We start from the raw sequence: 21,202 nt of genomic DNA on the forward strand, positions 1-21,202 counted from the left end.
AGCCCCTTCCTGAGGTTTTGCCCCGGGGCGGCGCCGTTCCGACCGAACAGCGTCGCCCCGGTTTTTCCTGAACGGAGCAAGCATGAACGCAGCGTCATCCCCCCGGGAGGAGGTGCGGGTGCGGCGGCTCGGCAACGGGTTCACCGTCGCGCTGGAGCCGCTTCCCTACCTGCGCACGGCCTCTTTCGGCCTGTGGGTCCGGGCGGGCTCCTCGTCCGAGGACGCCCGCACCGCCGGGGCCGCCCACTTCCTGGAGCACCTGTTCTTCAAGGGCACCGCGCGCCGCTCGGTCCACGAGCTGATGGCCGCCGTGGAGGGCCGGGGCGGGTACATCAACGCGTCCACGGGCCGCGAGTACACCGAGCTGTACCTGCGCATCCCGTCGCACCATGTGGCCGCCGGCATGGACATCCTCGCCGAGATCGCCCGCGAGTCCCTCTTCTGCGACATGGAGAAGGAGCGCGGCGTCATTCTGGAGGAGATCGCCTCCATCGAGGACAGCCCCGAGGACCTCGTCTTCGACCTGTCCGCCGAGGCCCACTGGCCGGACCACCCCCTGGGCCGCCCCGTCGCGGGCACGGCCGCGTCCGTCTCCGCCCTCACGCGCGACGACATCGTGAACTTCTACCGCGCCTGGTACACGCCGGAGAACATGGTGTTCTCCGTTTCCGGCGGCTTCGACGAGGCGGATGTGATGGCCCGGGCGGAAAGGCTCTTCGGCGACTGGCCCGCGGCGGCGCCGCCGCCCTTTGTGTCGGAGCCCGCCTTCCGCGCCGGGGCGTCCGCGGCCGCCCGCCCCGTGTCGCAGGCGCACCTGGTGCTGACCTTCCCCGGTGTGTCCGTGTCGGACCCCCGGTACTACACGGCGTCGCTCCTGGCGAACCTGCTGGGCGGCGGGTCCACCTCGCGGCTCTTCGAGCGCATCCGCGAGGAGGAGGGCCTGGCCTACAGCGTCTACGCCTCCCACAACTGCTACGCGCGGGCGGGCGTCTTCGACGTGTACGAGGCGGTCGCGCGGAAGCACACCCGCCGCGCGCTCGCCCTCGCCTGCGCCGAGCTGCGGCGCGCGCGCACCGAGCCCGCCCCGGCGGAGGAGGTGGCCACCAACCGCGAGGAGATCAAGGGATCCATGCTCATGTCCCTGGAGAGCTCCCTGTCCCGCGCCGCGCGCGCGGCGAAAAACCTGCTCTTTCTGGGCCGCGTGCTGGATGTCGGCGAGGTCATGGCGGGCTTCGACGCCGTCACGCCGGAGGCCCTGCTGGAAATGGCCGCGGAAACCTTCACCCCGGACCGCTGCGCCTTCATGGCGCTGCTGCCCCGGGGCATGAAACCGCCGGAGGTGGACCTGTCATGAGCGAGCCGCGGGAGGTTGTGGTGGACATCGCGCGCGATCCGGGCACGGAGGACCTCCCCCTGCCGCGCTACGAGACGGACCACGCCGCGGGCATGGACCTGCGGGCGGCGGTCACGGAGCCGCTGACCGTCCCGCCGGGCGGGCGCGCCCTCGTGCCCACGGGCCTGCGCGTCGCCGTGCCGCCGGGCTTCGAGGCCCAGGTGCGCCCGCGCAGCGGCCTCGCCCTGAAGCGCGGGATCACCCTGCCCAACAGCCCCGGGACCATTGACGCGGACTACCGCGGCGAGGTGAAGGTCATCCTGATGAACGCGGGGGACGAGCCCTTTGTCATCCGGCGGGGCGACCGCATCGCCCAGCTTGTGGTCGCGCCGGTGGCGCGGGCGGTGTGGCGGCCCGCCGCCGAACTGCCCCCCACGGCGCGCGGCGACGGCGGCTTCGGCCACACCGGCACCTGAGGCGCGCATGCTCGGTTTTTTGGACGAGTTCATCCTTCCCGGCACCAGCCCCTGGCTGTTCTGGCCCTTCGTGCTCACGGGGGTCATCATCCAGGGCATCAGCAAGTCCGGGTTTGCGGGCGGCGCGGGCATTTTGTCACTGCCGATGATGATGCTCGTCATGCCGGTGGACCGCGTGCCCGCCGTGCTCCTGCCGCTGCTCATCCTGTTCGACATGAACGCCGTGTACCACCACCGGACCAACAAGGACCTGCGCCTCGTCAGGACCATCTTCTACCCCTCCCTGCTGGGCACCGCGCTGGCCACCTGGGTCTGGTACAAGGTGGGCAAGGAGGGCGTCGGCGAGTACGGCGGCTACATCAAGCAGTTCACCGGCGTCATCGCCATCCTCTTCGCCGCCTACATCTTCGCCAAGGAGACCTCCATGAAGTGGGTGAGCGGGCGGAAGGCCGGCCCGGGGCTCGGCGTCGTGGCGGGCGTGGCCGCGGGCTTCACCTCCACCATCAACCACTCCGCCGGCCCCATCGTCAGCCTCTACATGTTCTCCCAGAATCTCGGCAAGAGCTTCTTCACCGGCACCGTCGCGTGGACCTTCGCCTGCATCAACCTGAGCAAGCTGCCCTCCTACGCGGGACTCGGGCTCATAGACTACAGCGTGCTCAAATTCGACCTGCTCCTCCTGCCGCTGATCCCCCTCGGCTCCTGGATCGGCAAATGGATGCACCACACCGTCTCCGAGCGCGCCTTCAACTGGGTCATCTTCGTGCTGACGGTCATCGCCAGCGTGCATCTGGTGTTCGGGGTCAATCTGGTGTCGCTGGCGCTCGGGCTGGTTTTCTGAAATGGACGATATGGACGGGATGGACAGGAAGGGTTGATTGCGCCTTGTCCATGGTGTCCATGTCGTCCATTCTGTCCATCTTCTCTTCTCCTCCCTCCCCCCGGGCCCGACCCCGCGCCAGCCGAAGCATGCTCTTGGCGGAGGCGCCGGCGGGGGAAACTTGCGCGCGGCGGCGGGGGTCTGACTATCATGAAGGCTGCGGCCGGTCCGGCCGCCCGCCGTCATTCCACCACCACACGGGACATTATCGCCATGAAACGCGCACTGCTCATCGCTGCCGGAGTCTTTCTGGCCATTCTGGTCCTCGGGGCCGTCGCCAAGTCCCGGGCCGACGCCGCCTACTTCAGCGCCTACAACGCGGCCGCGCCGTTCAACACGCAGGTGCGCGAGGTGACGGAGGTGGCCTCGACGAGCCTGCCCGTCAGCTACCAGCTCATCAACTTCACCTTCGACGGCGTGAACGGCGAGGACGTGCCCACGCTCATGACCTTCCCGTCGCCCATGCCCGCCGAGAAGGTCCCCGTGATCATCTTCCTCCACGGCATCGGCCAGAACAAGAACTTCCTGAAGGAGATCACCGCGCCCTTCAGCGCGACGGGCTTCGCCTTCGTGTCGTTTGACCAGTACATGCAGGGGGAGCGCAAGCTGCCCAAGGACGCCTCCATGCTCGCGCAGGCCCGCGCCTTCCGCCAGCGGCCCTCCAAGACCATCAACGAGACGCGGCGGCTCGTGGACTACCTCATGACGCACCCGCAGGTGGACACGCGGCGCATCTACCTGGTCGGCGCGAGCTACGGCGCCATCACGGGCAGCACGGTCCTCTCCTTCGACAAGCGCATCCGCGCCGGCGTGCTGGTCTACGGCGGCGGCAACATCCCCAAGATGCTCGACGCCCCCCTCATCAAGAAAGAGGCGGGCGCCACCACCGTCGCCCTGCTCAAGCCCCTCGCATCGTACATCCTCCAGCCCGCCGACCCCATCAACTACGTCAAGGGCATCTCCCCCACCCCCGTCTACTTCCAGAACGGGAGACACGACCAGCTCGTCTCCGTGCCGTCCTCCGAGGCCCTCATCGCCGCCGCGGGCGAGCCGAAAAAGGTCACCTGGTACGAGTCCGACCACATCGGCCTCGACATCGAGAACACCAAGCTGGTCCTCCGCGACGCCCTCCAGTGGCTGCTGGAACAGGACGACTCCTTCCGCGCCCCGGAGCAGAAGGTCCAGGAGCTGCCGCCCTTCGAGGTGGAGTCCTGAGGGCGGAGAAGGGTGTCGTTGCCGACCGGGGAGTTGGCGGGAACGAGATTGCCGCGCTGCGCTGCCAAGAAAGTACCGCGTTCGCTGGAGAGGCCGCGCCCCTGGGATCGCCAAGCTTCCCCTTGGCTTTCGGGGAAACACGGAGCGACTAGGCCCGCGCGGAAGAACCCAAGAGGCCAAGCTGGAGCTTGGCGATCCCAGGGGGCGCGCGGTTTGGGGCTCGCAATGACGTGTGTTTTCGCGTCATTGCGAGCGCAGCGCGGCAATCTCGTTCCCGGTGCGACCCCGGTTCCCCGCGCTCACAGCGACGCCAGATAGTCCTTCAGCGGCTGGGCGGCGGCGTCGCGGGGGGAGAGCACGGGGTCGGTCACGGGCCAGGGGATGGCGAGGCCGGGGTCGTCCCAGCGGAGGGCAAACTCGTCGCCGGGACGGTAGAAGTCGGTGCATTTGTACTCAAGCTGGGCGCGGTCGCTGAGGACGCAGAAGCCGTGGGCGAATCCGGGGGGGATGTAGAACTGGCGGAAGTTTTCCGCCGACAGGGTGACGGCGACGTGGCGGCAGAAGGTGGGGGAGCCGGGCCGCAGGTCCACAGCGACGTCGTAGATTTCGCCCTCCACCACGCGCAGGAGCTTGCCCTGGGGGTGCCGGGTCTGCCCGTGGAGCCCGCGCAGGGTGCCCCGGGACGACAGGGAGTGGTTGTCCTGCACGAACACGGCGTCAATCCCGCCGTTGCGGTATTTCTCCGCGTGGTGGGTTTCGAGGAAGAAGCCCCGCGCGTCGCGGAACACCTCCGGCTCGATGATGACCACCCCGGGAATCTCGGTCGCTGTGAATTTCGGCATGGCTGCTCCGAACGGTTGTCTTTCGCTCATCCGCCCTGTGGCGGGATGCCCAGTGCCCGCTCGCGCGCGTGGACCATCCGCGCCAGGAGGGCGTTCACCGGCGCGGGCACGCCCGCCGCCTCGCCAAAGGCCGCGAGGGCGCCGTTCATGGCGTCCACCTCGGTGCGCCGGCGGCGCGCGAAGTCCTCGTGCATGCTGGCGTAGTGCGCCGCCGTCGGCGGCACCAGTTTCTCATAGAACAGGGCGCGGTATTCGTCCGCCGTCGGCGGGTCGAGGTCCGCGCCGCGCGCGCGGCCCACGGCGTACAGCTCCCCGATGACGGCGTCCATCATCTCCCGCGCCTCGGGAATCTCCGGCAGCCGCCCGTAGGGCACGTCGAGCAGCGCCGACAGGGGGTTCAGCGCGGCGTTGTACGCCGCCTTGCCCCAGATCAGGGACTCGATGCGCCCGGAGTAAACCGTCGGCAGGCCCGCGGCGTCCATCGCCTCCGCCAGCCGCCGCGCCGCCGCCGCCGGCCCCTCCGGACGGAGCGCGCCCAGGGCCGTGGGCGCGGCGATCACGGTGATGGTGATAGCCCCCGGCGCCGTGACGCGCACGCCGTAGATGGCCCGCACGCCCACGGTGCGCTCCCAGCCAAAGCGCGCCGCCGTCTTCTCGGCGTTGCCGAGGCCGTTCTGGTAGGCGCAGACCGGCGTGTCCGGCCCCACGCACGGCGCCACCGCCTCCAGCGCCGCCTCGGTGTCGTAGGACTTCACCGTGATGAACACGGCGTCGTAGCCCCCCGCCGGGGGCGCGTCCGGCGCGGCCGTCAGCGCGCGCAGGCCCCGGAAAACCCGGTCTCCCCAGATGCCCGTGACCCGCAGGCCGTCCCGCGCGACGGCGTCCATGTGCGGGCCGCGCCCGACCAGGGTGACGTCGTGGCCCGCCCCGGCGAGGAAGCCCCCCACCGCCGAGCCCATCGCCCCCGCGCCGAACACCAGCACGCGCATGCCGTTCTCCCTCTTGTGTACAATGAACGCGGACGTTTTCCGCGGTTCCATTGTACACCAGCCTGCGGGGCCTGTTCCGCGCCCGCGCCACCACAGGAGGACGGGTCATGCGCGCCTGGCGCTTCCACGAGACGGGGGACATCCGAAACCTGCGCCTGGAGGAGGCGCCCGAGCCCGTGCCCGGACCGGGCGAGGCCCTGGTCCGCGTCCAGTACGCGGCCCTCAACCCCGCCGACCGGTATCTGGTGCAGGGGCAGTACCCGCGCGCGGGCGCGCCGCCCTTCACCCCCGGCCGCGACGGCGCAGGCCGCATCCTGCGCGCGGCGGCGGGCGGACGGTTTAAAGAGGGTGACGCCGTGTGCCTCCTCGGCGGGCTCACGGGCATCTCGACCCCCGGCACCTTCGCCGACTGCGCCGCGATCCCCGAGGAATGGCTGGCCCCCGTGCCCGACGGCTGGTCCCCGGAGGAGGCCGCGGCCGGGCCGCTCACCCTGCTGACCGCCTGGCGCGCCCTCGTGGTGCGCGGCGGGCTGAAGGCCGGGGAGACCGTGCTCGTCACCGGCGCGTCCGGCGGCGTCGGCTCGGCGGCGGTCCTGCTCTGCGGCGCCCTCGGCGCGCGCGTGGCCGCGTTGTCCCGCAGCGCCGGGAAACGCGCCGCCCTCACGGCCCTCGGCGCGGACATCGTGGTGGACGCGGCGGCGGACAACGTGGAGGCGGGGGTGAGGGAGGCTTTGGGCAAAGAGCGCATCGGCCTGGTCGTCGAGAACCTCGGCGGCCCCTGGCTCAACCGCGCCGCGCGGCTCGCCGCCCCCGGCGGGCGCGTCATGGTCGTCGGCCTCCTCGCGGGGCTCGACGCCGAACTCACCATCGGCCTGCTCATCCACAAGAACCTCCGCGTGGAGGGCCTCAGCGTGAGCGCCTACACTCCCGCCGAGGCCGCCGAAGCCTGGCGGGAAATCGTCCGCCTGCTGCATGCAAAGGAGAAACGCCCCCTCGTGGACAGCGTCTTCTCCCCCGACCAGCCGCAGGAAGCCTTCGCCCACCTCGCCGAGGGCCCGCTGGGAAAGGTGCTGGTCGCGTTTGACTGAACGGAGGCGCGGATCAAATCGCTGCGGAGAATAGGGACACCCGGCCCCCCTTCACCCCGAAGGGGTGAGGGACATTAGCCGGTGGTTGAGCGTCAGCGATACCACCGGAAACGGGTGCCGCCCCCCCCTTTTTACTGGCACCCCGGCAGGGGTGCGGGACACCAACGCAAGAGGGAGCGGCGCGTCCTGAACCCCTGCCGGGGTTCTTGAAAGAGGGGAGAGGGCCTGCTGTCCGGTGGTATCGCTGACGCTCAACCACCGGCTAATGTCCTGCATCCCTCCGGGATGCAAGAAGCGCTCATCTTCCTACACCTCCCCGTTTGGAGCTTGGCGTTCCCAGGGAGATGCGCGTTTTTCTGTCCGCCGCCCCCGGTGGTATAGTGCTGGGACTGCGGTTTGAGAACAGATCATTGGCCTGCCGACCCCAGAGAGGAACTTTGCCATGTCCACGATGAGAAACCTGCTTGTCGCCGTTGCCGTGACCGTGCTGCTGGCCGCGTGCCAGACCACGGCGCCTGCGCCCGCCCCGGAGAAGGAGGCGGCCTGGGTCCCGCTGGTGACGGGAAACAGTCTGGACGGGTGGACAGCCCGCGGCAGCGCCAAATGGCGCATGGAGGACGGCGTGATCATCGGGCAGTCGCCGGGCGGGCAGGGGCACCTCTACGCGGCGCCGGTCCTCCAGGACCTGGAGGTCAAGGGGACGTTCCGCGTCACCAGCCAGGGCAAGGACGCGAACAGCGGGCTCTATTTCCGCGCCAACCCGCCGGCGGACAATCCGGACGGGTATCCGAACGGCTACGAGGCGCAGATATGCAACTCCCAGGACGCGTTCACCGGGTGGCTGTGGAAGCCCGGCACGCCGACGGGCAAGGCGTCCGCGCTGCTGACGAAGGACGCGGAGTGGTTCTCCCTGCGGGTGCGCGCCGTGGGCGACGAGATCACGATCTGGGTGAACGACACCGAGGTGACCCGCCACCGGGACCGCGAGTACAAGACCGGCCTGTTCGCCCTGCAATGCCACAACGACCAGATGACCATCGAGGCGAAGGACCTTTATTACCGCGATTTGGGCAAGTCCTGACGGGCGGCGGCCCAGGGCGGGAATTCTGTCCATGGCATGACATGCGCGGAGGGGCCGAAATCGTAGACGCGGCTTCCAGCCGCGTTCTTCGGGACAACGGAAGGCTCCAGGAACGCGGCAGGATGCCGCGTTGCGTCCCCGCCCGTTTTATTGCATTGCGCGGGGGGCCGTGGTAGAGTTAACGGGTCAAAGTGTTCCCGCCGACCCCCGCCCAGCATGGCGCCGGGCGTTTTCTTTTTTCGGATTGTTGCGGCGGGAACCGGAGGTTTTTCTCGCATGCCGACGTACACCTATAAATGCAAGAAGTGCGGCGCCGACCATGACGTCTTCCACGCCATGTCCGCCGCGCCGAAAGTCGCGTGCCCGGAATGCGGGGGCGCGTGCGTGAAACAGCTGGGCACCGGCTCGGGCATCATCTTCAAGGGCAGCGGCTTCTACGAGACCGACTACAAGAAGAAGTCCGGCGGAGGCCCGGCGAGGGACGGGGCGGCGGTCTCCGCCGCGAAGACGGACGGGGCGAAGGCGGACAGCGCCAAGGCGGCCCCGGCGGCCAAGACCCCGGAGGGGGGCGGCAAGAAGAAGGACTGACGGGCGGACCCGGATTCGCACCGGCGGGAAAGGCGACAGGATGAGCAATCTCTCGATCAAGACGCTCACGGAAGCCCATGTGATGAACACCTACGGCCGGCTGCCGATCGCGATCGTGCGCGGCGAGGGCGCGCGCCTGTGGGACGCCGACGGCCGGGAATACCTGGACTTCTTCGCGGGCATCGCCGTGTGCAACCTGGGCCACTGCCACCCGAAGGTGACGGAGGCCGTGTGCCGCCAGGCCGCCACGCTGGTCCACGTGTCCAACCTCTACCACATTGAGACGCAGGCGGAGCTGGCGAAGCGCCTCGCGGCGCACAGCTTCGCCGGCCGCTGGTTCTTCTGCAACGGCGGCGCCGAGGCGAACGAGGCGGCCATCAAGCTGGCGCGGCGCTACTGGGCCGTCGCCCAGGGCACGCCGCGCCCCGGCGTGGTGACGGCGAACCACTCCTTTCACGGGCGGACCCTGTGCACCCTCACGGCGACGGGCCAGCCGAAGTACCAGGAGGGCTTTGAGCCGCTGGTGCCCGGGTTCACCTATGTGGACTACGACAACCTGGACGCGCTGGAGGCCGCGCTGAACCCCTCGGTGGGGCTGGTGCTGCTGGAGCCGGTGCAGGGCGAGGGCGGCGTGCGCGTGCCGTCGCCGGACTACCTGCGCGGCGTGCGCGCGCTGTGCGACAGGCACAACGTCCTGCTGGCCCTCGACGAGGTGCAGACGGGCCTCGGCCGCACGGGCCGCCTCTTCTGCCACGAGCACAGCGGGATCACGCCGGACATCATGACCCTGGCCAAGGGCCTCGGCAACGGCGTGCCCATCGGCGCCATGGGCTGCACGGAGAAGGTGTCCGCGGGCTTCACCCCCGGCAGCCACGCCTGCACCTTCGGCGGCAACCCCCTGAGCGCGGCGGCGGGCGTGGCCACGATGGACGTCCTGACGGCGCCCGGATTCATCGAGACCGCCGCGCGGCGCGGCGACTACCTGCACGCGGCGCTCCGGGACCTGGCGGCGCGCCACCCCGGCGTGCGCGAGGTGCGCGGCATGGGCCTCATGGCGGGGGTCGAGTGCGCCGGTGCCGTGGGTCCGCTCGTCGAGGCCATGCGCGGCGCGGGCGTCATCTGCGGGCCCGCGGGCCCCAACGTGCTGCGGTTCCTGCCCCCGCTGGTGGTCACGGAGGCGGACATTGACACGGTCACGGCGGCGCTGGACCGGTGTCTGGGAGACCTGGGATGGTAAAAGACTTCCTTTCCCTCGCGGACTACACGGGCGAAGAGATCCTGGCGTTTCTGGACTTCGCCGACCGGCTGAAGGCCGAGGTGCGCGCGGGCACGCCGCATCCCCTGCTCCAGGGAAAGACCCTGGCGCTCATCTTCGAGAAGCCCAGCCTGCGCACGCGGCTCACCTTCCAGATCGGCATGTTCCAGCTCGGCGGCCACACGGTCCTCATTGACGACATCCTCGGCCGCCGCGAGTCGGTGCCCGACGTGGCCCGCAACCTGGAGCGCTGGGTGGACGGCATCATGGCGCGGACCTACCGACACGCCCACGTCGTGGAGCTGGCGCGCTGCGCCCGCATCCCCGTCATCAACGCGCTCACGGACCTCCTGCACCCCTGCCAGATTCTGGCGGACGTGCAGGCCCTGCGCGAGCACAAGGGACGCGACCTCGGCAGCCTCAAGGTCGCCTTCGTCGGCGACGGCAACAACGTCTTCCACTCCTGGGCCAACTTCGCCGCCCGGGTGCCCCTCAACCTGACCCTCGTGTGCCCGCCGGGCTACGAGGGCGACGCCGAAATCACCGGACGCGTCCGCCGCGAGGCGAAGGGCGAATTCGTCATCACCCACGACGTGGAGGCGGGCCTGCGCGACGCCGACGCGGTCTACACGGACGTGTGGGCCAGCATGGGCCAGGAGGAGGAGGCCGAGACCCGCGAGCGCGCCTTCGCCCCCTACCAGGTGAACGCCGCGCTCATGGCGCTGGCGAAGCCCGACGCCCTGTTCATGCACTGCCTGCCCGCCCACCGCGGGCTGGAAGTGACTGATGACGTCATAGACGGACCCCAGTCCGTCGTCTTCGACGAGGCCGAGAACCGGCTGCACGCCCAGAAGGCCGTGCTCGCCACCCTGCTCGGCGGCCCGGGAAACTAGAACCCGGCGGCCCCGCGGCCGCCACAGACCACAAAGGACACCCGACATGAGCGACAAGGTCAACAAGATCGTGCTGGCGTATTCCGGGGGGCTCGACACCTCGGTCATCCTGAAATGGCTCAAGGAGACCTACAAGGCCGAGGTGGTCGCCTACATCGCCGACGTGGGCCAGGGCGAGGAGCTGGAGGAGGCCCGCGTGAAGGCCATGAAGACCGGCGCCTGCGAGGCCGTGGTCCTCGACCTCAAGGAGGAGTTCACCCGCGACTTCGTGTTCCCCGCCATGCGCGCCAACGCGATCTACGAGGGGTCCTACCTCCTGGGCACCAGCGTGGCCCGGCCCATCATCGCCAAGGGCCACATCCAGGTCATGCGCCAGACCGGCGGCGACGCCGTCGCCCACGGCGCCACGGGCAAGGGCAACGACCAGGTCCGCTTCGAGATGACCTGCATGGCCATGGAGCCCGGCGTGAAGATCATCGCGCCCTGGCGCGACCCGCTGTGGACGCTCAACACGCGCGAGAAGATGGTGGCCTACGCCAAAGAAAACGGCATCCCCGTGCCCGTCACGGCGAAGAAGCCCTACTCCTCCGACCGCAACCTCCTGCACATCTCCTTCGAGGGCGGCATCCTCGAGGACCCGTGGAGCGCGCCGCCGGACGACATGTTCGTCCTGAGCGTCTCCCCCATGCAGGCCCCCGACACGCCCACCTTCGTCGAGGTGGACTTCGAGGCCGGCTGGCCCGTCGCCGTGAACGGCGAGCGCCTGAGCCCCGCCGCGCTGCTGGCGAAGCTGAACGCCCTGGGCGGCGCGAACGGCGTCGGCCGGGTGGACCTGGTTGAGAACCGCTTCGTGGGCATGAAGTCCCGCGGCGTGTACGAGACCCCGGGCGGCACGATCCTCTACGCCGCGCACCGGGCCGTGGAGTCGCTGACCATGGACCGCGAGGTGATGCTCCAGCGCGACCAGTTGTCTCCCAAGATCGCCCAGCTTGTTTACAACGGTTTCTGGTACTCGCCGGAAATGGAGGCCCTGACGGCCTTTGTGGACAAGAGCCAGGAGAATGTCACCGGCACCGCGCGCGTCCGCCTGTACAAGGGGAACTGCGACATCGTGGGACGCCGCGCCGAGAAGACCCTCTACGACCCCAAGATCAGCACCTTCGAGGAGGACGAGGGGGCCTACAACCAGTCCGACGCCACCGGGTTCATCCGGCTGAACGCCCTGCGGCTCCGCGTGCGGAACCGCGCCGGGTTCTTTAAGGGGTAACATTTCGCAACGCCTTTCCGATTGAGTGTTTACGCGGGGGCATCCGCCCCCCCGGAAGGGCGGGGAGCCCCCGGGAGCGCGCATGACAACGGTAGTGGCCCTGTTGGGCTCGCCGCTGTTCCCGGTCGTGGGGACCCTGGCCGGGGCGTGCGCGGGGGCTTTTGGGGGGGCGGCGCTCTATGAGCTGCTGGTCCGGGGGAAGACGGCGGCCGACTCGGCGCGGACGGGCGCCGGGGCGGCGCTGGGCCGCATCGGCGGCCTCGCGGTGAAGCTGGGGCTGGGGCTGGTCATGCTGGCCGTCGCGGCGGTGAATTTCTAGGGCGGCTCACCCGGTTAAATGCGCCGCCAATGAAGCGGGCCGGGAGGGCTTTTTTCCCGTCCCGCCGGCCTGGTCTTTGGGTGCCCGCCACAGTTTCTGCCCCGCCCGGGCAGGAGGCATGGCCGGGGCCTCCCCCCCTGGGAACGCCACTCTCCTGAGTGGCACGTGTTTAGAGCAGTTTAAAATGAACCATGGCCGCGCTTGTATGTTCGGATTCTGCTTCCCCGGAGGGGAAGAATGTGAATAGCCGGAGGTGACCGAAGGGAACCTCCGGACAGAAGTCCGGAGAACCGCAACCCCGAGGGGGTTGAATGTGCGCTTCCGGCGGCCCGGTCTGCGAACCCGTTCACATTCACCCCCTTGCGGGGTTGGGTTGTTTGGGCCTCGCGCACCGGAGGTTCCCTTCGGTCACCTCCGGCTATTCACATTTGTCCCCTTCGGGGACGTTTGCCCCGAAAAGCCTCGCGGACGGGCATCGAACCCTCGTCAGCACCATCGGAGGACTCGCGACGTCGGCCACAGTTTGCCTTTGTCTGCTTTAAAGAGGCCAATCGGGAGAGTGGCGTTCCCAGGGAAGCCCTTTCTTCAACGACATTCCCGCCCCTGGGCGGTCCGGGGCTCGCCATGACTGCGGAAATGCGAGTCATTGCGAAGGCGCGCAGCGCCTGAAGCAACCTCGTTCCCGCTCCGGCTTCGGCTCTCGCAACGTCTTATCCGGCGGTCAGGGGATGAAAATTACCCGGGGCAATCGCACTAAAATGCCCCTCAAGAAACGCCTGCGGGCGGCATGAACGTCCCCAGGGGATGCGATTCTGTCTTTGTTGTCCCAACGGGACATCCGCATATAGCCCAAGCAGGCCGCCGCCCATCCCCACAGCCCCGGGTCCGCACAGCGCGCAGCGCCTTGGAGTGCGGCAGCTTGCTGCCGCCTTTCTTCGCGTGGGCTTGCCCGCGCGGGGGCACACGAAAAACGACCGTGTCCGCGCGTTTCCCCAAGGCCGGCGCGGCACTCCCCGCCGCAATTTCGGCTGCCCCGTTGGGGCATGCCTGTTCTGCGCGGGCAACCCAGGGCAGACCTGGCCCTTCGGGCGGCGGCCTGCCCTGGGCTATATTCGGCAACGCTTTCAGCGTTGAAGAGGTCGGATAAAGGGTAATGAACGCACTCCATCCAGAAAGTGTCCACGGATTTTGGTGCGATTGCCCTGATGAAAATTACCCTTGACAGGACGGCCGGAAGGTGCTATCATGACATTAGTGACGCAGTTTCACGGCGGTGTCTTGTGCGCGGACGGGATATTCTCCCCGGTCGCGCGGGTTTTTGCGTCTCCCCCGGCGGGTATGCCGGGATACCGCCTGGTTGCAGGGTTTTTTGCCCGTCGGGCCCCGCCTGCGGGCTGGTAATATTTTGGTGACACTTGGGACAGGCAGGGCCCGCCAGGGCGCAACAAGGGACATGTGGTCCAAACTTCAAGAAGGAATCCTTCCATGACAGAAAGCACTTGTCGGGTCAGAAAGGGGGCCGTTGCGTTTGCGGTCCTGTGGGCGCTCGCCCTCGCGGTCGCCGTGGGGGGCGGAACGGCGGACGCCGCCATCAATGTGGTGTCTGTCGGACACAAAGAGGCAACCGATAATACAGACGACTGGCAGGATTTATTTAACACTGACAACACGGGATCTCGGAACACCATCCCGGCGGGAACAGAGCTGCTTGTTATTGCTGTTTGCGATATGCGCGACCAGCACTGCAATGCGGTGTCCATAAGGCAGAATGGTTCCGCGACATGGATTGGGCTGACCCGGATGGGAGCGACGGCGGGCACGGGCAACGAGCGCACCTCGCTGTTCTATCTCAACAACCCAGCAGCCATTCCTCAGGGCCAAATTCAGTTCAGGGCTCGGTTTGCCGGGAATGTCCGTGAAAGAAACATCGGCATGGCGGCACTGACCGGGGTGGCAGCCAACACAGCCACCCGTATAGGCCCTTATCACGTCTATTCATCTGGTGGCAACGAGTACGGAAACCCGATTGCGCTCACGCTGACCGCAGCGCAACTGCCCAAGAACTGGGCGTTCGTTACTGCTAGAACAGCGAATGCAGATCAGAGCCCCCCAGATGGCACCCGCACAAACCTGACGCTGTTCAGCGGTATTTACATGGGTTTCCCTCAAGGAGGAACAATTATATCGGGTCGTCGCCGTAGTTCCGCGCGCATGGACTTGACCAGAGCCACGGATTCTGCTGATCCCCGCATTATGAACTATGCGGCCGGCGCCAACATGGCAGGATTGGGGGTGGCCATCCGCCCAAGGTACACGATCAACGCGACTTCGGGTGGCAACGGAAGCGCGTCCGGCGGGGGGCAATATGACCACGGGCTGACAGCGACGGTGATCGCAACCCCGAACGCAGGGTATCGGTTCTTGAACTGGACCGTTGGGGGGGCTCCGGTTTCCACCAACGCCACATATGCCTTCACAGCGACGGATGACCGTTCGCTGGTGGCGAACTTCATCCAGACCTGGACGTTGACGTACACGCCGGGCGCGGGCGGCACCATCAGCGGCATATCGCCGCAGACGGTGGACAACGGCGGGAGCGGCACGCCGGTGACGGCGGTTCCGAGCGCGGGGTACCGCTTCGGCAGTTGGAGCGACGGCGTGCTGACGGCGGCGCGCACCGACACGAATGTGACGGGGAACATCACCGTCACGGCGAACTTCATCAAGACCTGGACGCTGACCTACACGCCGGGCGCGGGTGGCTCCATCTCGGGCACGACGCCGCAGACCGTGGACAACGGCGGTAGCGGCACGCCGGTGACGGCGGTTGCGAGCGCGGGGTACCGCTTCGGCAGCTGGAGCGACGGCGTGATGACGGCGGCGCGCACGGACACGAATGTGACGGCGAACGTCGCGGTCACGGCGAACTTCATCAAGACGTGGACGCTGACCTATACGCCGGGCGCGGGTGGCACCGTCAGCGGCACATCGCCGCAGACCGTGGACAACGGCGCGAACGGCGCGCCGGTGACGGCGGTCCCGAACACGGGGTACCACTTCGTTGACTGGAGCGACGGCGTGCTGACGGCGGCGCGCACGGACACAAATGTGACGGCGAATATCACCGCGACGGCGAACTTCGCCATCAACACGTACACGATCACGGCGTCGGCGGGCGTCGGCGGCAGCATCACGCCCTCGGGCGCGGTGCCGGTCAACCACGGCTCGGACCAGGCTTTCACCATCGCGGCGAATGCGGGCTACCGGATTCTGGAGGTGCTGGTGAACGGCGTGGCCCAGGGCCCGGTGTCCGACTACACCTTCACCAACGTGACGGGGAACGGCAACACCATCGCGGCGTCGTTCCAGAAGACGTGGACCGTGTCGGTGTCCGTCAATCCGGCGGGGGCCGGCAGCGTTACCGGCGGCGGCGTCTATGACGACGGCGCGACGGCCGTGCTGGACCCGACGGCAAACGCGGGCTACGGCTTTGACAGTTGGAGCGGCGACGCGTCGGGCTCCGACGACCCGCTCTCTCTGCTGGTGGACGGTGACAAGTCGGTGACGGCGAACTTCATCTCCCTGGACAAGACGATCACGGCGTCTGCGGGCGTCGGCGGCACCATCACGCCTTCGGGCGTGGTGGTGGTGACCTACGGCGACGACCAGACCTTTGGCATCGCGGCGGACCCGGGCTACCGGATCCTGGACGTGCTGGTGGACGGTTCGAGCGTCGGCGCGGTGGCGAACTACACCTTCACCAACGTGACGGTGGATCACACCATTGCGGCGTCGTTCCAGAAGGTGTGGACCGTGTCGGTGTCGGCCGACCCGGCGGCGGGCGGCAGCATCACCGGCGGCGGCGTCTATAATGCCGGCGCGACGGCCATCCTGGACCCGACGGCGAATGCCGGCTTCGGCTTCACCGGCTGGAGCGGCGACGCGTCCGGCACGGACGACCCGCTCTCCCTGCTGGTGGACGGCGACAAGTCGGTGACGGCGAACTTCGCGGACATCGAGAACCCCGTGGCGGTCTGCCAGGACATCGCGGTGAACCTGGCGAGCCCGACCATCCTGGCGGCGGCCATTGACGGCGGCAGCACGGACAACTCCGGCGGCATCGCCTTGATGACCATTGACGGCGCGGCGGACAAGACCTTCACCTGCGCGGACCTCGCGGCGAGCCCGGTGACGGTGACCCTGGTGGTCTTCGACACGGCCGGCAACAGCGACACCTGCACGGCAAGCGTGACGGTGACGGACGCGGATCCGGACGCGGGCGCCACGGCGCTGCTGTCTGTGACCCCCGACACCGGCGTGTCGGACAGCGACTTCATCACCAACGCGGACGACATCGTGCTTCAGGGCACGGTCGGCTCGGCCCTCCCGGGCACGAAGTTGAACGTGGAGGTGAGTACTGCCTCCGGCGGCCCGTACGGTCCCCTCGCCAGCGGCCTGCCCACGTTGGGCGGCGACTTCGCGGTGCCGGTCAACGGTGTGGCCGCGGCGACCTACTACCTGGTGTTCCAGACCGAGACCGCCTGCGGCACGCAGGGCGCCTGGTCGTCCGAGTACACGGTGATCGTGGACCGGACCGCGCCGACGGCGGCCTGCCCGGCCCCGGTCGAGGTGGCCGCGGACACGGCCTGCCTGGGCGTGATTCCGGACCTGACGGGCGATGTAACCGCCACGGACAACGTGGCCGGCACCCTCGCCGTGACCCAGGACCCGGTCGCGGGCACCCCGGTCGGCCTGGGTGACACCACGGTGACCATGACGGTGACCGATGTGGCGGGCAACACGAACACCTGCGCCGCGACCGTGACGGTCGTGGACGCGCCCCCGGCGGCCCCGGCGCTGGTCCAGATGCTTCCGGACACGGGCGTGGCCGGCGACTTCATCACCAGCGCCTCGGACTTCCAGTTCCAGGGCACGGTCGGATCGGCCGAGCCCGGCACGCTGCTGAACATCCGCGTTCATGGGCTTTCGGGCCTGCTGCCGGACACCTTCATGGCCCAGTGGGAGAACATCCCGACGGCGGGCGGCCTCTTCGCCGTGCCGCTGACGGACATTGACCCGGCCACGTACTACCTGGTCTTCCAGACCGTGAACAACTGCGGCACCCCGAGCGCGTGGTCCTCAGAGCGCATCGTGATCGTGGACCAGACGCCGCCGACGATCACGGCCTGCGCGGCGGACCGCGAAGTCGCCGCCGACGGCACCTGCCAGGGCGCGATTCCGGACCTGACGGGCGACGTGGTTGCGGCGGACAACGTGCCCGGCACGCTGGGCGTGACGCAGAGCCCGCCTGCGGGCACGGTCGTTGCGATGGGTGACCACACGGTGACGCTCACCGTGACCGACCTGGCCGGCAACACAAACACCTGCGACACCATCGTGACGGTCGCCGACCTGACCGGCCCGACCTTCTCGGTCTGCGCGCCCGACCGCGCGCTGACCCCCGGCCCCGGCTGCACGGGCACGGTGCCCGACATGCTGTCCGAGGTGACCGCGATTGATGACCCGTGCGGCGGCACGGTGGTCGGCATCGTCCAGGATCCGATCGCGGGCACGTCCTTCACCGGTGCGGTCACGGTGGTCTTCACGGCCACGGACAACTCCGGCAACACGGGCACCTGCGAGACCCTCGTGAGCTTGGTGGACACCGAGGCCCCGGTCGCGGCCTGCCAGGACTTCACCGTGGACGCGGCCGACGGCATCGTGACGGGTGCCGACATTGACGGCGGCAGCACGGACAACTGCGTGGTGTTCGACCGTCTGATTGACGGCGCGGCATCGGTGACCTACACCTGCGCCGACCTGGGCGACCACACGGTCACCCTGACGGTGCTGGACGCCAACGGCAACAGCGACACCTGCTCCGCCACCGTCACGGTGGTGGACGGGACCGCCCCGGAGATCACGCTCACCGGCGACGCGGCGGTGGTGCTGGACAACGGCGAAACGTACACCGAGCTGAGTGCCACGGCGCTTGACGGGTGCGACGGCGACCTGACCGGTGCCCTGGTCATCGGCGGCGACACGGTCAATGACCGCGCCCCCGGCGTCTACACGGTGACCTACACCGTGTCCGACGCCGCGGGCAACGAGGCGGTCGCCACCCGCACCGTCACCGTCCAGCGCGTGGCCTGCGCCCTCGTGGTCAACGCCGTCGCGACGGACATTGACGCCTCCCCGGGCGACACGGTTGTTCTGGAAGTCACCCTCGGCGCCGCCAACTGCGCCATTGGCGACATCCACTACGACTGGAAGAAGGACGACGGCAGCAAGGCCCTCGTCTCCCTGCCCAGTGCGGCCGATGACCCGGTCCTGACCCTCACGGACGTGACCCCGGCCGACTCCGGCGTCTACGTGTGCGAGGTCTCCGACGACATGTACGCCGTGCAGTCGCCCGAGATCAACGTCACCGTGGCGTCAGGCGTGCCGGCCGCGGGCGGCCTGGGCCTGGCCCTGGCGGCTGTGGCCGCGGCCCTGACCGGCGTCGGCGCCCTGCGCCGCCGCAAGTAGCCCCTCTCCGACCGTTTCGGCGGCCGCCGGGATCCCCCGGCGGCCGCCTTCTTTTTGCCGCTTCCCCCCGCCCTGGCGTCTTCGCGTTCGCACCGGGGCGCGGCAAGCGGCGCCCCTACGGGCGAGAATCCGGGGCTTTCGCAGAAGCACGGCGCACGGAGCCGTAGGGGCGCCGCTTGCCGCGCCCTCTTCCTCCACGGCATGACCGTCTTACCCCTTTGGGGAGTCCCGCTCCGGTTGCGGGAAGGGGCCCGCAACAGGTACACTATCCGCATTGTTTTCGGGGCTTCATTCTCTGTTTTGAGGGCTGACGCATGGACACCGCCGAAAGGCTCGGGAAAATACCGCCGTACCTCTTCATGACCCTGCGCAACAGGATCGCCGAGGCGCGCGCGCGCGGCGTGGACGTCATCAGTCTCGCCATCGGCGACCCCGTCGAGCCGACGCCCGACCCGGTCATTGAGGCCCTGTACACGGCGGCGAAGGACCCCGAGAACCACCGCTACCCCACGGACGAGGAGTGGGGCATGCGTGCCTTCCGCGAGGCCGTCGCCCGCTGGTACGCCCGCCGCTACGACGCCGCCCTGGACCCCGCCCGCGAGATCGTCGCCCTCATCGGCTCGAAGGAGGGCTGCCACCACTTCGCCCTCGGCATGGTCAACCCCGGCGAAACCGTCCTTGTCACCGACCCCGGCTACCCCGGCTACAAGCCCAGCATCTGGTTCGCCGGCGGCGAGCCGGTCCCCGTCGCCATGCGCCCCGAGGACGGGTTCCTCCCCCGGCTGGCGGACATCCCGTCGGACGTGGCCCGGAAAGCCCGTGCCTTTTACCTCAACTATCCGAACAACCCCACGGGCGCCGTGGCCACGCGCGCGTTCCTCGCGGAGCTGGTGGAGTTCGCCAAGACCTACGACATCGCCGTCTGCTACGACAACCCGTACAGCGAGATGGTTTTCGGCGTGGAGCGCCTGAGCTTCCTGAACGCCCCCGGCGCGAAGGACGTGGGCGTCGAGCTGAACTCCCTGTCGAAGCCCTTCAACATGACCGGCTGGCGCATCGGCATGGCCTGCGGCAACCCGGACATCGTGAAGGCCATCGCCACGGTGAAGGCCAACACGGACAGCGGCGTTTTCAACGCCGTCCAGTACGCGGGCATCGAGGCGCTGGACAACGGCGACGCCTGCACCGCCCGGATGCTGGAAATCTACGGCGCGCGGCGCGACAAGGTGCTGGCCGCCCTCCGCGGCCTGGGCTGGACCTACGACCCGCCCAGGGGCACCTTCTACCTGTGGGTGCCCGTGCCCGCCGGCCACACATCCGCCTCCTTCTGCGACCACATGCTGGAGACCTGCGCCGTCGTGCTGGCGCCGGGCGCCGCCTACGGTGTGAACGGCGAGGGCTTTGTCCGCTTCTCCCTCACCGTCGCCGACGACCGCCTCGACGAGGCCCTCGCGCGGATGCGGAAAAACCTCACCGGTCTGAAGTTCGACTGAGCCCAAGGACACCATGGCCCAACTCGACATCGTCATCCCCAAAGAGCAGATCGTGATCCTGCCCCCCGGCCTGGACAAGAGCGCCGCCCTTGACCGGCTCGTGGACGCCATGGCCGGAAACCCGGTCATCACGGACGGCGCGGCCTTCCGCAGGGCCGTCTTCGAGCGCGAAGCCGTCATGAGCACCGGCATCGGCAACGGCGTCGCCGTGCCCCATGTCCGCATCGCCGAGGTGACCGTGCCCACCCTCGGGCTGGCCGTCTCCGCGGAGGGCGTGGACTTCCAGGCCCTCGACAACCGGCCCGCCCACATCCTGGTCCTCTTCGCCACCCCCGTCGGCTCCGAGAAGACCTACCTCGCCATGCTCGCCAAGGTCATGCTCGTCCTGCGCAACCGCAACCTCTACGCCTCGCTCCTCTCCTGCCACACCCCCGAAGAGGTCCACGCCGTCCTCAACCGCTGACGGCGGGTTGCGTCCCCGCCGGAAACGTAGACGCGCCATCTTGGCGCGTTCTTGTGATTTTCGTTGGCCCAAAGAACGCGCCTGGAAGGCGCGTCTACATTGCGGGCGTTCTCGCCGACTTACTTCATCAGCAGCGCCGCGAAGCCATCTCGTGCCCGCCGTAGCCCTGCCTGCACGAGATTGCTTCACGCGCTCCGCGCGTTCGCAATGACGGGGGGGGCGCCTCGCCGCTGGGAGGCCCACGCCAGGCACGTCACTGCGAGGAGACCGCCGCCTGACCTGTCGCTGCGAGGAGGCCCACGTCAGGCACGTCACTGCGAGGAGGCCCACGCCAGGCACGTCACTGCGAGGAGGCCCACGTCAGGCACGTCATTGCGAGCCCCTGACCGCCGTGAGGCGGGAATTCGCATAAGAAAGTTGGCTCCCTGCATGATGATGTCGCGGGTCCCACAGAGTGGCCGGAGCTCGAATGGTGTCAGCGTACCCGTTCGC

The 21,202-nt window shown here is 68.7% G+C and carries 16 protein-coding genes; 14 read left to right on the top strand and 2 right to left on the bottom strand.

Annotated features, from left to right (window positions below):
* Window positions 1–82 precede the first annotated feature (82 nt).
* From GXY15_16205 to GXY15_16220, 4 genes are all read left to right on the top strand, one after another.
* A complete protein-coding gene (locus GXY15_16205; GenBank protein NLV42755.1) occupies window positions 83–1,354 on the top strand; it encodes an insulinase family protein in 1,272 nt (423 codons plus the stop codon).
* Window positions 1,351–1,809 (top strand): dUTP diphosphatase, encoded by a 459-nt coding sequence (gene dut / locus GXY15_16210; protein ID NLV42756.1) that lies wholly within the window; start codon window positions 1,351–1,353, stop codon window positions 1,807–1,809. Before GXY15_16205 ends, dut begins: the two co-directional genes overlap by 4 nt.
* A gap of 7 nt (window positions 1,810–1,816) precedes the next feature.
* The gene (locus GXY15_16215; protein NLV42757.1) at window positions 1,817–2,650 is read left to right on the top strand and encodes a sulfite exporter TauE/SafE family protein; all 834 of its coding nucleotides are present in this window, start codon (window positions 1,817–1,819) and stop codon (window positions 2,648–2,650) included.
* A 252-nt stretch (window positions 2,651–2,902) separates the two neighbouring features.
* The gene (locus tag GXY15_16220) at window positions 2,903–3,904 is read left to right on the top strand and encodes a prolyl oligopeptidase family serine peptidase (GenBank protein NLV42758.1); all 1,002 of its coding nucleotides are present in this window, start codon (window positions 2,903–2,905) and stop codon (window positions 3,902–3,904) included.
* Between the two features lie 299 nt (window positions 3,905–4,203).
* Here the strand turns inward: GXY15_16220 and rfbC are convergent, their stop codons facing one another.
* On the bottom strand, window positions 4,204–4,746 hold the full coding sequence (gene rfbC / locus GXY15_16225) for a dTDP-4-dehydrorhamnose 3,5-epimerase (GenBank protein ID NLV42759.1): 543 nt from the start codon (window positions 4,744–4,746) through the stop codon (window positions 4,204–4,206).
* Between the two features lie 26 nt (window positions 4,747–4,772).
* Window positions 4,773–5,735: a 2-dehydropantoate 2-reductase gene (locus GXY15_16230; GenBank protein NLV42760.1), complete on the bottom strand. Its 963-nt coding sequence runs from the start codon at window positions 5,733–5,735 to the stop codon at window positions 4,773–4,775.
* Window positions 5,736–5,842: 107 nt separating this feature from the next.
* Between GXY15_16230 and GXY15_16235 the strand changes: the two genes are divergently transcribed.
* The 10 genes from GXY15_16235 to GXY15_16280 all read left to right on the top strand — a co-directional run bounded on the left by GXY15_16235 (window position 5,843) and on the right by GXY15_16280 (window position 20,710).
* Window positions 5,843–6,823: a zinc-binding alcohol dehydrogenase family protein gene (locus tag GXY15_16235; protein NLV42761.1), complete on the top strand. Its 981-nt coding sequence runs from the start codon at window positions 5,843–5,845 to the stop codon at window positions 6,821–6,823.
* A 442-nt stretch (window positions 6,824–7,265) separates the two neighbouring features.
* Window positions 7,266–7,904, top strand: a complete 639-nt coding sequence (locus GXY15_16240; GenBank protein NLV42762.1) for a DUF1080 domain-containing protein — start codon at window positions 7,266–7,268, stop codon at window positions 7,902–7,904.
* 276 nt (window positions 7,905–8,180) lie between these two features.
* Entirely contained in the window at window positions 8,181–8,492 is a 312-nt protein-coding gene (locus GXY15_16245; GenBank protein NLV42763.1) for a zinc ribbon domain-containing protein, read from the top strand.
* A gap of 40 nt (window positions 8,493–8,532) precedes the next feature.
* Window positions 8,533–9,729, top strand: a complete 1,197-nt coding sequence (locus tag GXY15_16250; GenBank protein ID NLV42764.1) for an aspartate aminotransferase family protein — start codon at window positions 8,533–8,535, stop codon at window positions 9,727–9,729.
* Complete coding sequence (gene argF, locus GXY15_16255) at window positions 9,723–10,640, top strand: ornithine carbamoyltransferase (GenBank protein NLV42765.1); 918 nt, start codon at window positions 9,723–9,725, stop codon at window positions 10,638–10,640. The genes GXY15_16250 and argF overlap by 7 nt, the downstream gene beginning before the upstream one ends.
* Before the next feature lie 46 nt (window positions 10,641–10,686).
* Entirely contained in the window at window positions 10,687–11,907 is a 1,221-nt protein-coding gene (locus GXY15_16260; protein NLV42766.1) for an argininosuccinate synthase, read from the top strand.
* Between the two features lie 82 nt (window positions 11,908–11,989).
* Entirely contained in the window at window positions 11,990–12,226 is a 237-nt protein-coding gene (locus tag GXY15_16265; protein ID NLV42767.1) for a DUF456 family protein, read from the top strand.
* A 2,421-nt stretch (window positions 12,227–14,647) separates the two neighbouring features.
* The gene (locus tag GXY15_16270; GenBank protein ID NLV42768.1) at window positions 14,648–18,754 is read left to right on the top strand and encodes an HYR domain-containing protein; all 4,107 of its coding nucleotides are present in this window, start codon (window positions 14,648–14,650) and stop codon (window positions 18,752–18,754) included.
* A gap of 314 nt (window positions 18,755–19,068) precedes the next feature.
* A complete protein-coding gene (locus GXY15_16275; GenBank protein NLV42769.1) occupies window positions 19,069–20,247 on the top strand; it encodes an LL-diaminopimelate aminotransferase in 1,179 nt (392 codons plus the stop codon).
* A 13-nt stretch (window positions 20,248–20,260) separates the two neighbouring features.
* Window positions 20,261–20,710, top strand: coding sequence for a PTS sugar transporter subunit IIA (locus GXY15_16280; GenBank protein ID NLV42770.1), 450 nt, complete (start codon window positions 20,261–20,263; stop codon window positions 20,708–20,710).
* Window positions 20,711–21,202 lie beyond the last annotated feature (492 nt).

The sequence above is a fragment of the Candidatus Hydrogenedentota bacterium genome (assembly GCA_012730045.1).
Classification (GTDB): Bacteria; Hydrogenedentota; Hydrogenedentia; order Hydrogenedentales; family CAITNO01; genus JAAYBR01.

Coding starts and splice junctions, on each gene's coding strand:
- GXY15_16205 (NLV42755.1), top strand. CDS start 83: ATGAACGCAGCGTCATCCCCCCGGGAGGAGGTGCGGGTGCGGCGGCTC.
- dut (NLV42756.1), top strand. CDS start 1,351: ATGAGCGAGCCGCGGGAGGTTGTGGTGGACATCGCGCGCGATCCGGGC.
- GXY15_16215 (NLV42757.1), top strand. CDS start 1,817: ATGCTCGGTTTTTTGGACGAGTTCATCCTTCCCGGCACCAGCCCCTGG.
- GXY15_16220 (NLV42758.1), top strand. CDS start 2,903: ATGAAACGCGCACTGCTCATCGCTGCCGGAGTCTTTCTGGCCATTCTG.
- rfbC (NLV42759.1), bottom strand. CDS start 4,746: ATGCCGAAATTCACAGCGACCGAGATTCCCGGGGTGGTCATCATCGAG.
- GXY15_16230 (NLV42760.1), bottom strand. CDS start 5,735: ATGCGCGTGCTGGTGTTCGGCGCGGGGGCGATGGGCTCGGCGGTGGGG.
- GXY15_16235 (NLV42761.1), top strand. CDS start 5,843: ATGCGCGCCTGGCGCTTCCACGAGACGGGGGACATCCGAAACCTGCGC.
- GXY15_16240 (NLV42762.1), top strand. CDS start 7,266: ATGTCCACGATGAGAAACCTGCTTGTCGCCGTTGCCGTGACCGTGCTG.
- GXY15_16245 (NLV42763.1), top strand. CDS start 8,181: ATGCCGACGTACACCTATAAATGCAAGAAGTGCGGCGCCGACCATGAC.
- GXY15_16250 (NLV42764.1), top strand. CDS start 8,533: ATGAGCAATCTCTCGATCAAGACGCTCACGGAAGCCCATGTGATGAAC.
- argF (NLV42765.1), top strand. CDS start 9,723: ATGGTAAAAGACTTCCTTTCCCTCGCGGACTACACGGGCGAAGAGATC.
- GXY15_16260 (NLV42766.1), top strand. CDS start 10,687: ATGAGCGACAAGGTCAACAAGATCGTGCTGGCGTATTCCGGGGGGCTC.
- GXY15_16265 (NLV42767.1), top strand. CDS start 11,990: ATGACAACGGTAGTGGCCCTGTTGGGCTCGCCGCTGTTCCCGGTCGTG.
- GXY15_16275 (NLV42769.1), top strand. CDS start 19,069: ATGGACACCGCCGAAAGGCTCGGGAAAATACCGCCGTACCTCTTCATG.
- GXY15_16280 (NLV42770.1), top strand. CDS start 20,261: ATGGCCCAACTCGACATCGTCATCCCCAAAGAGCAGATCGTGATCCTG.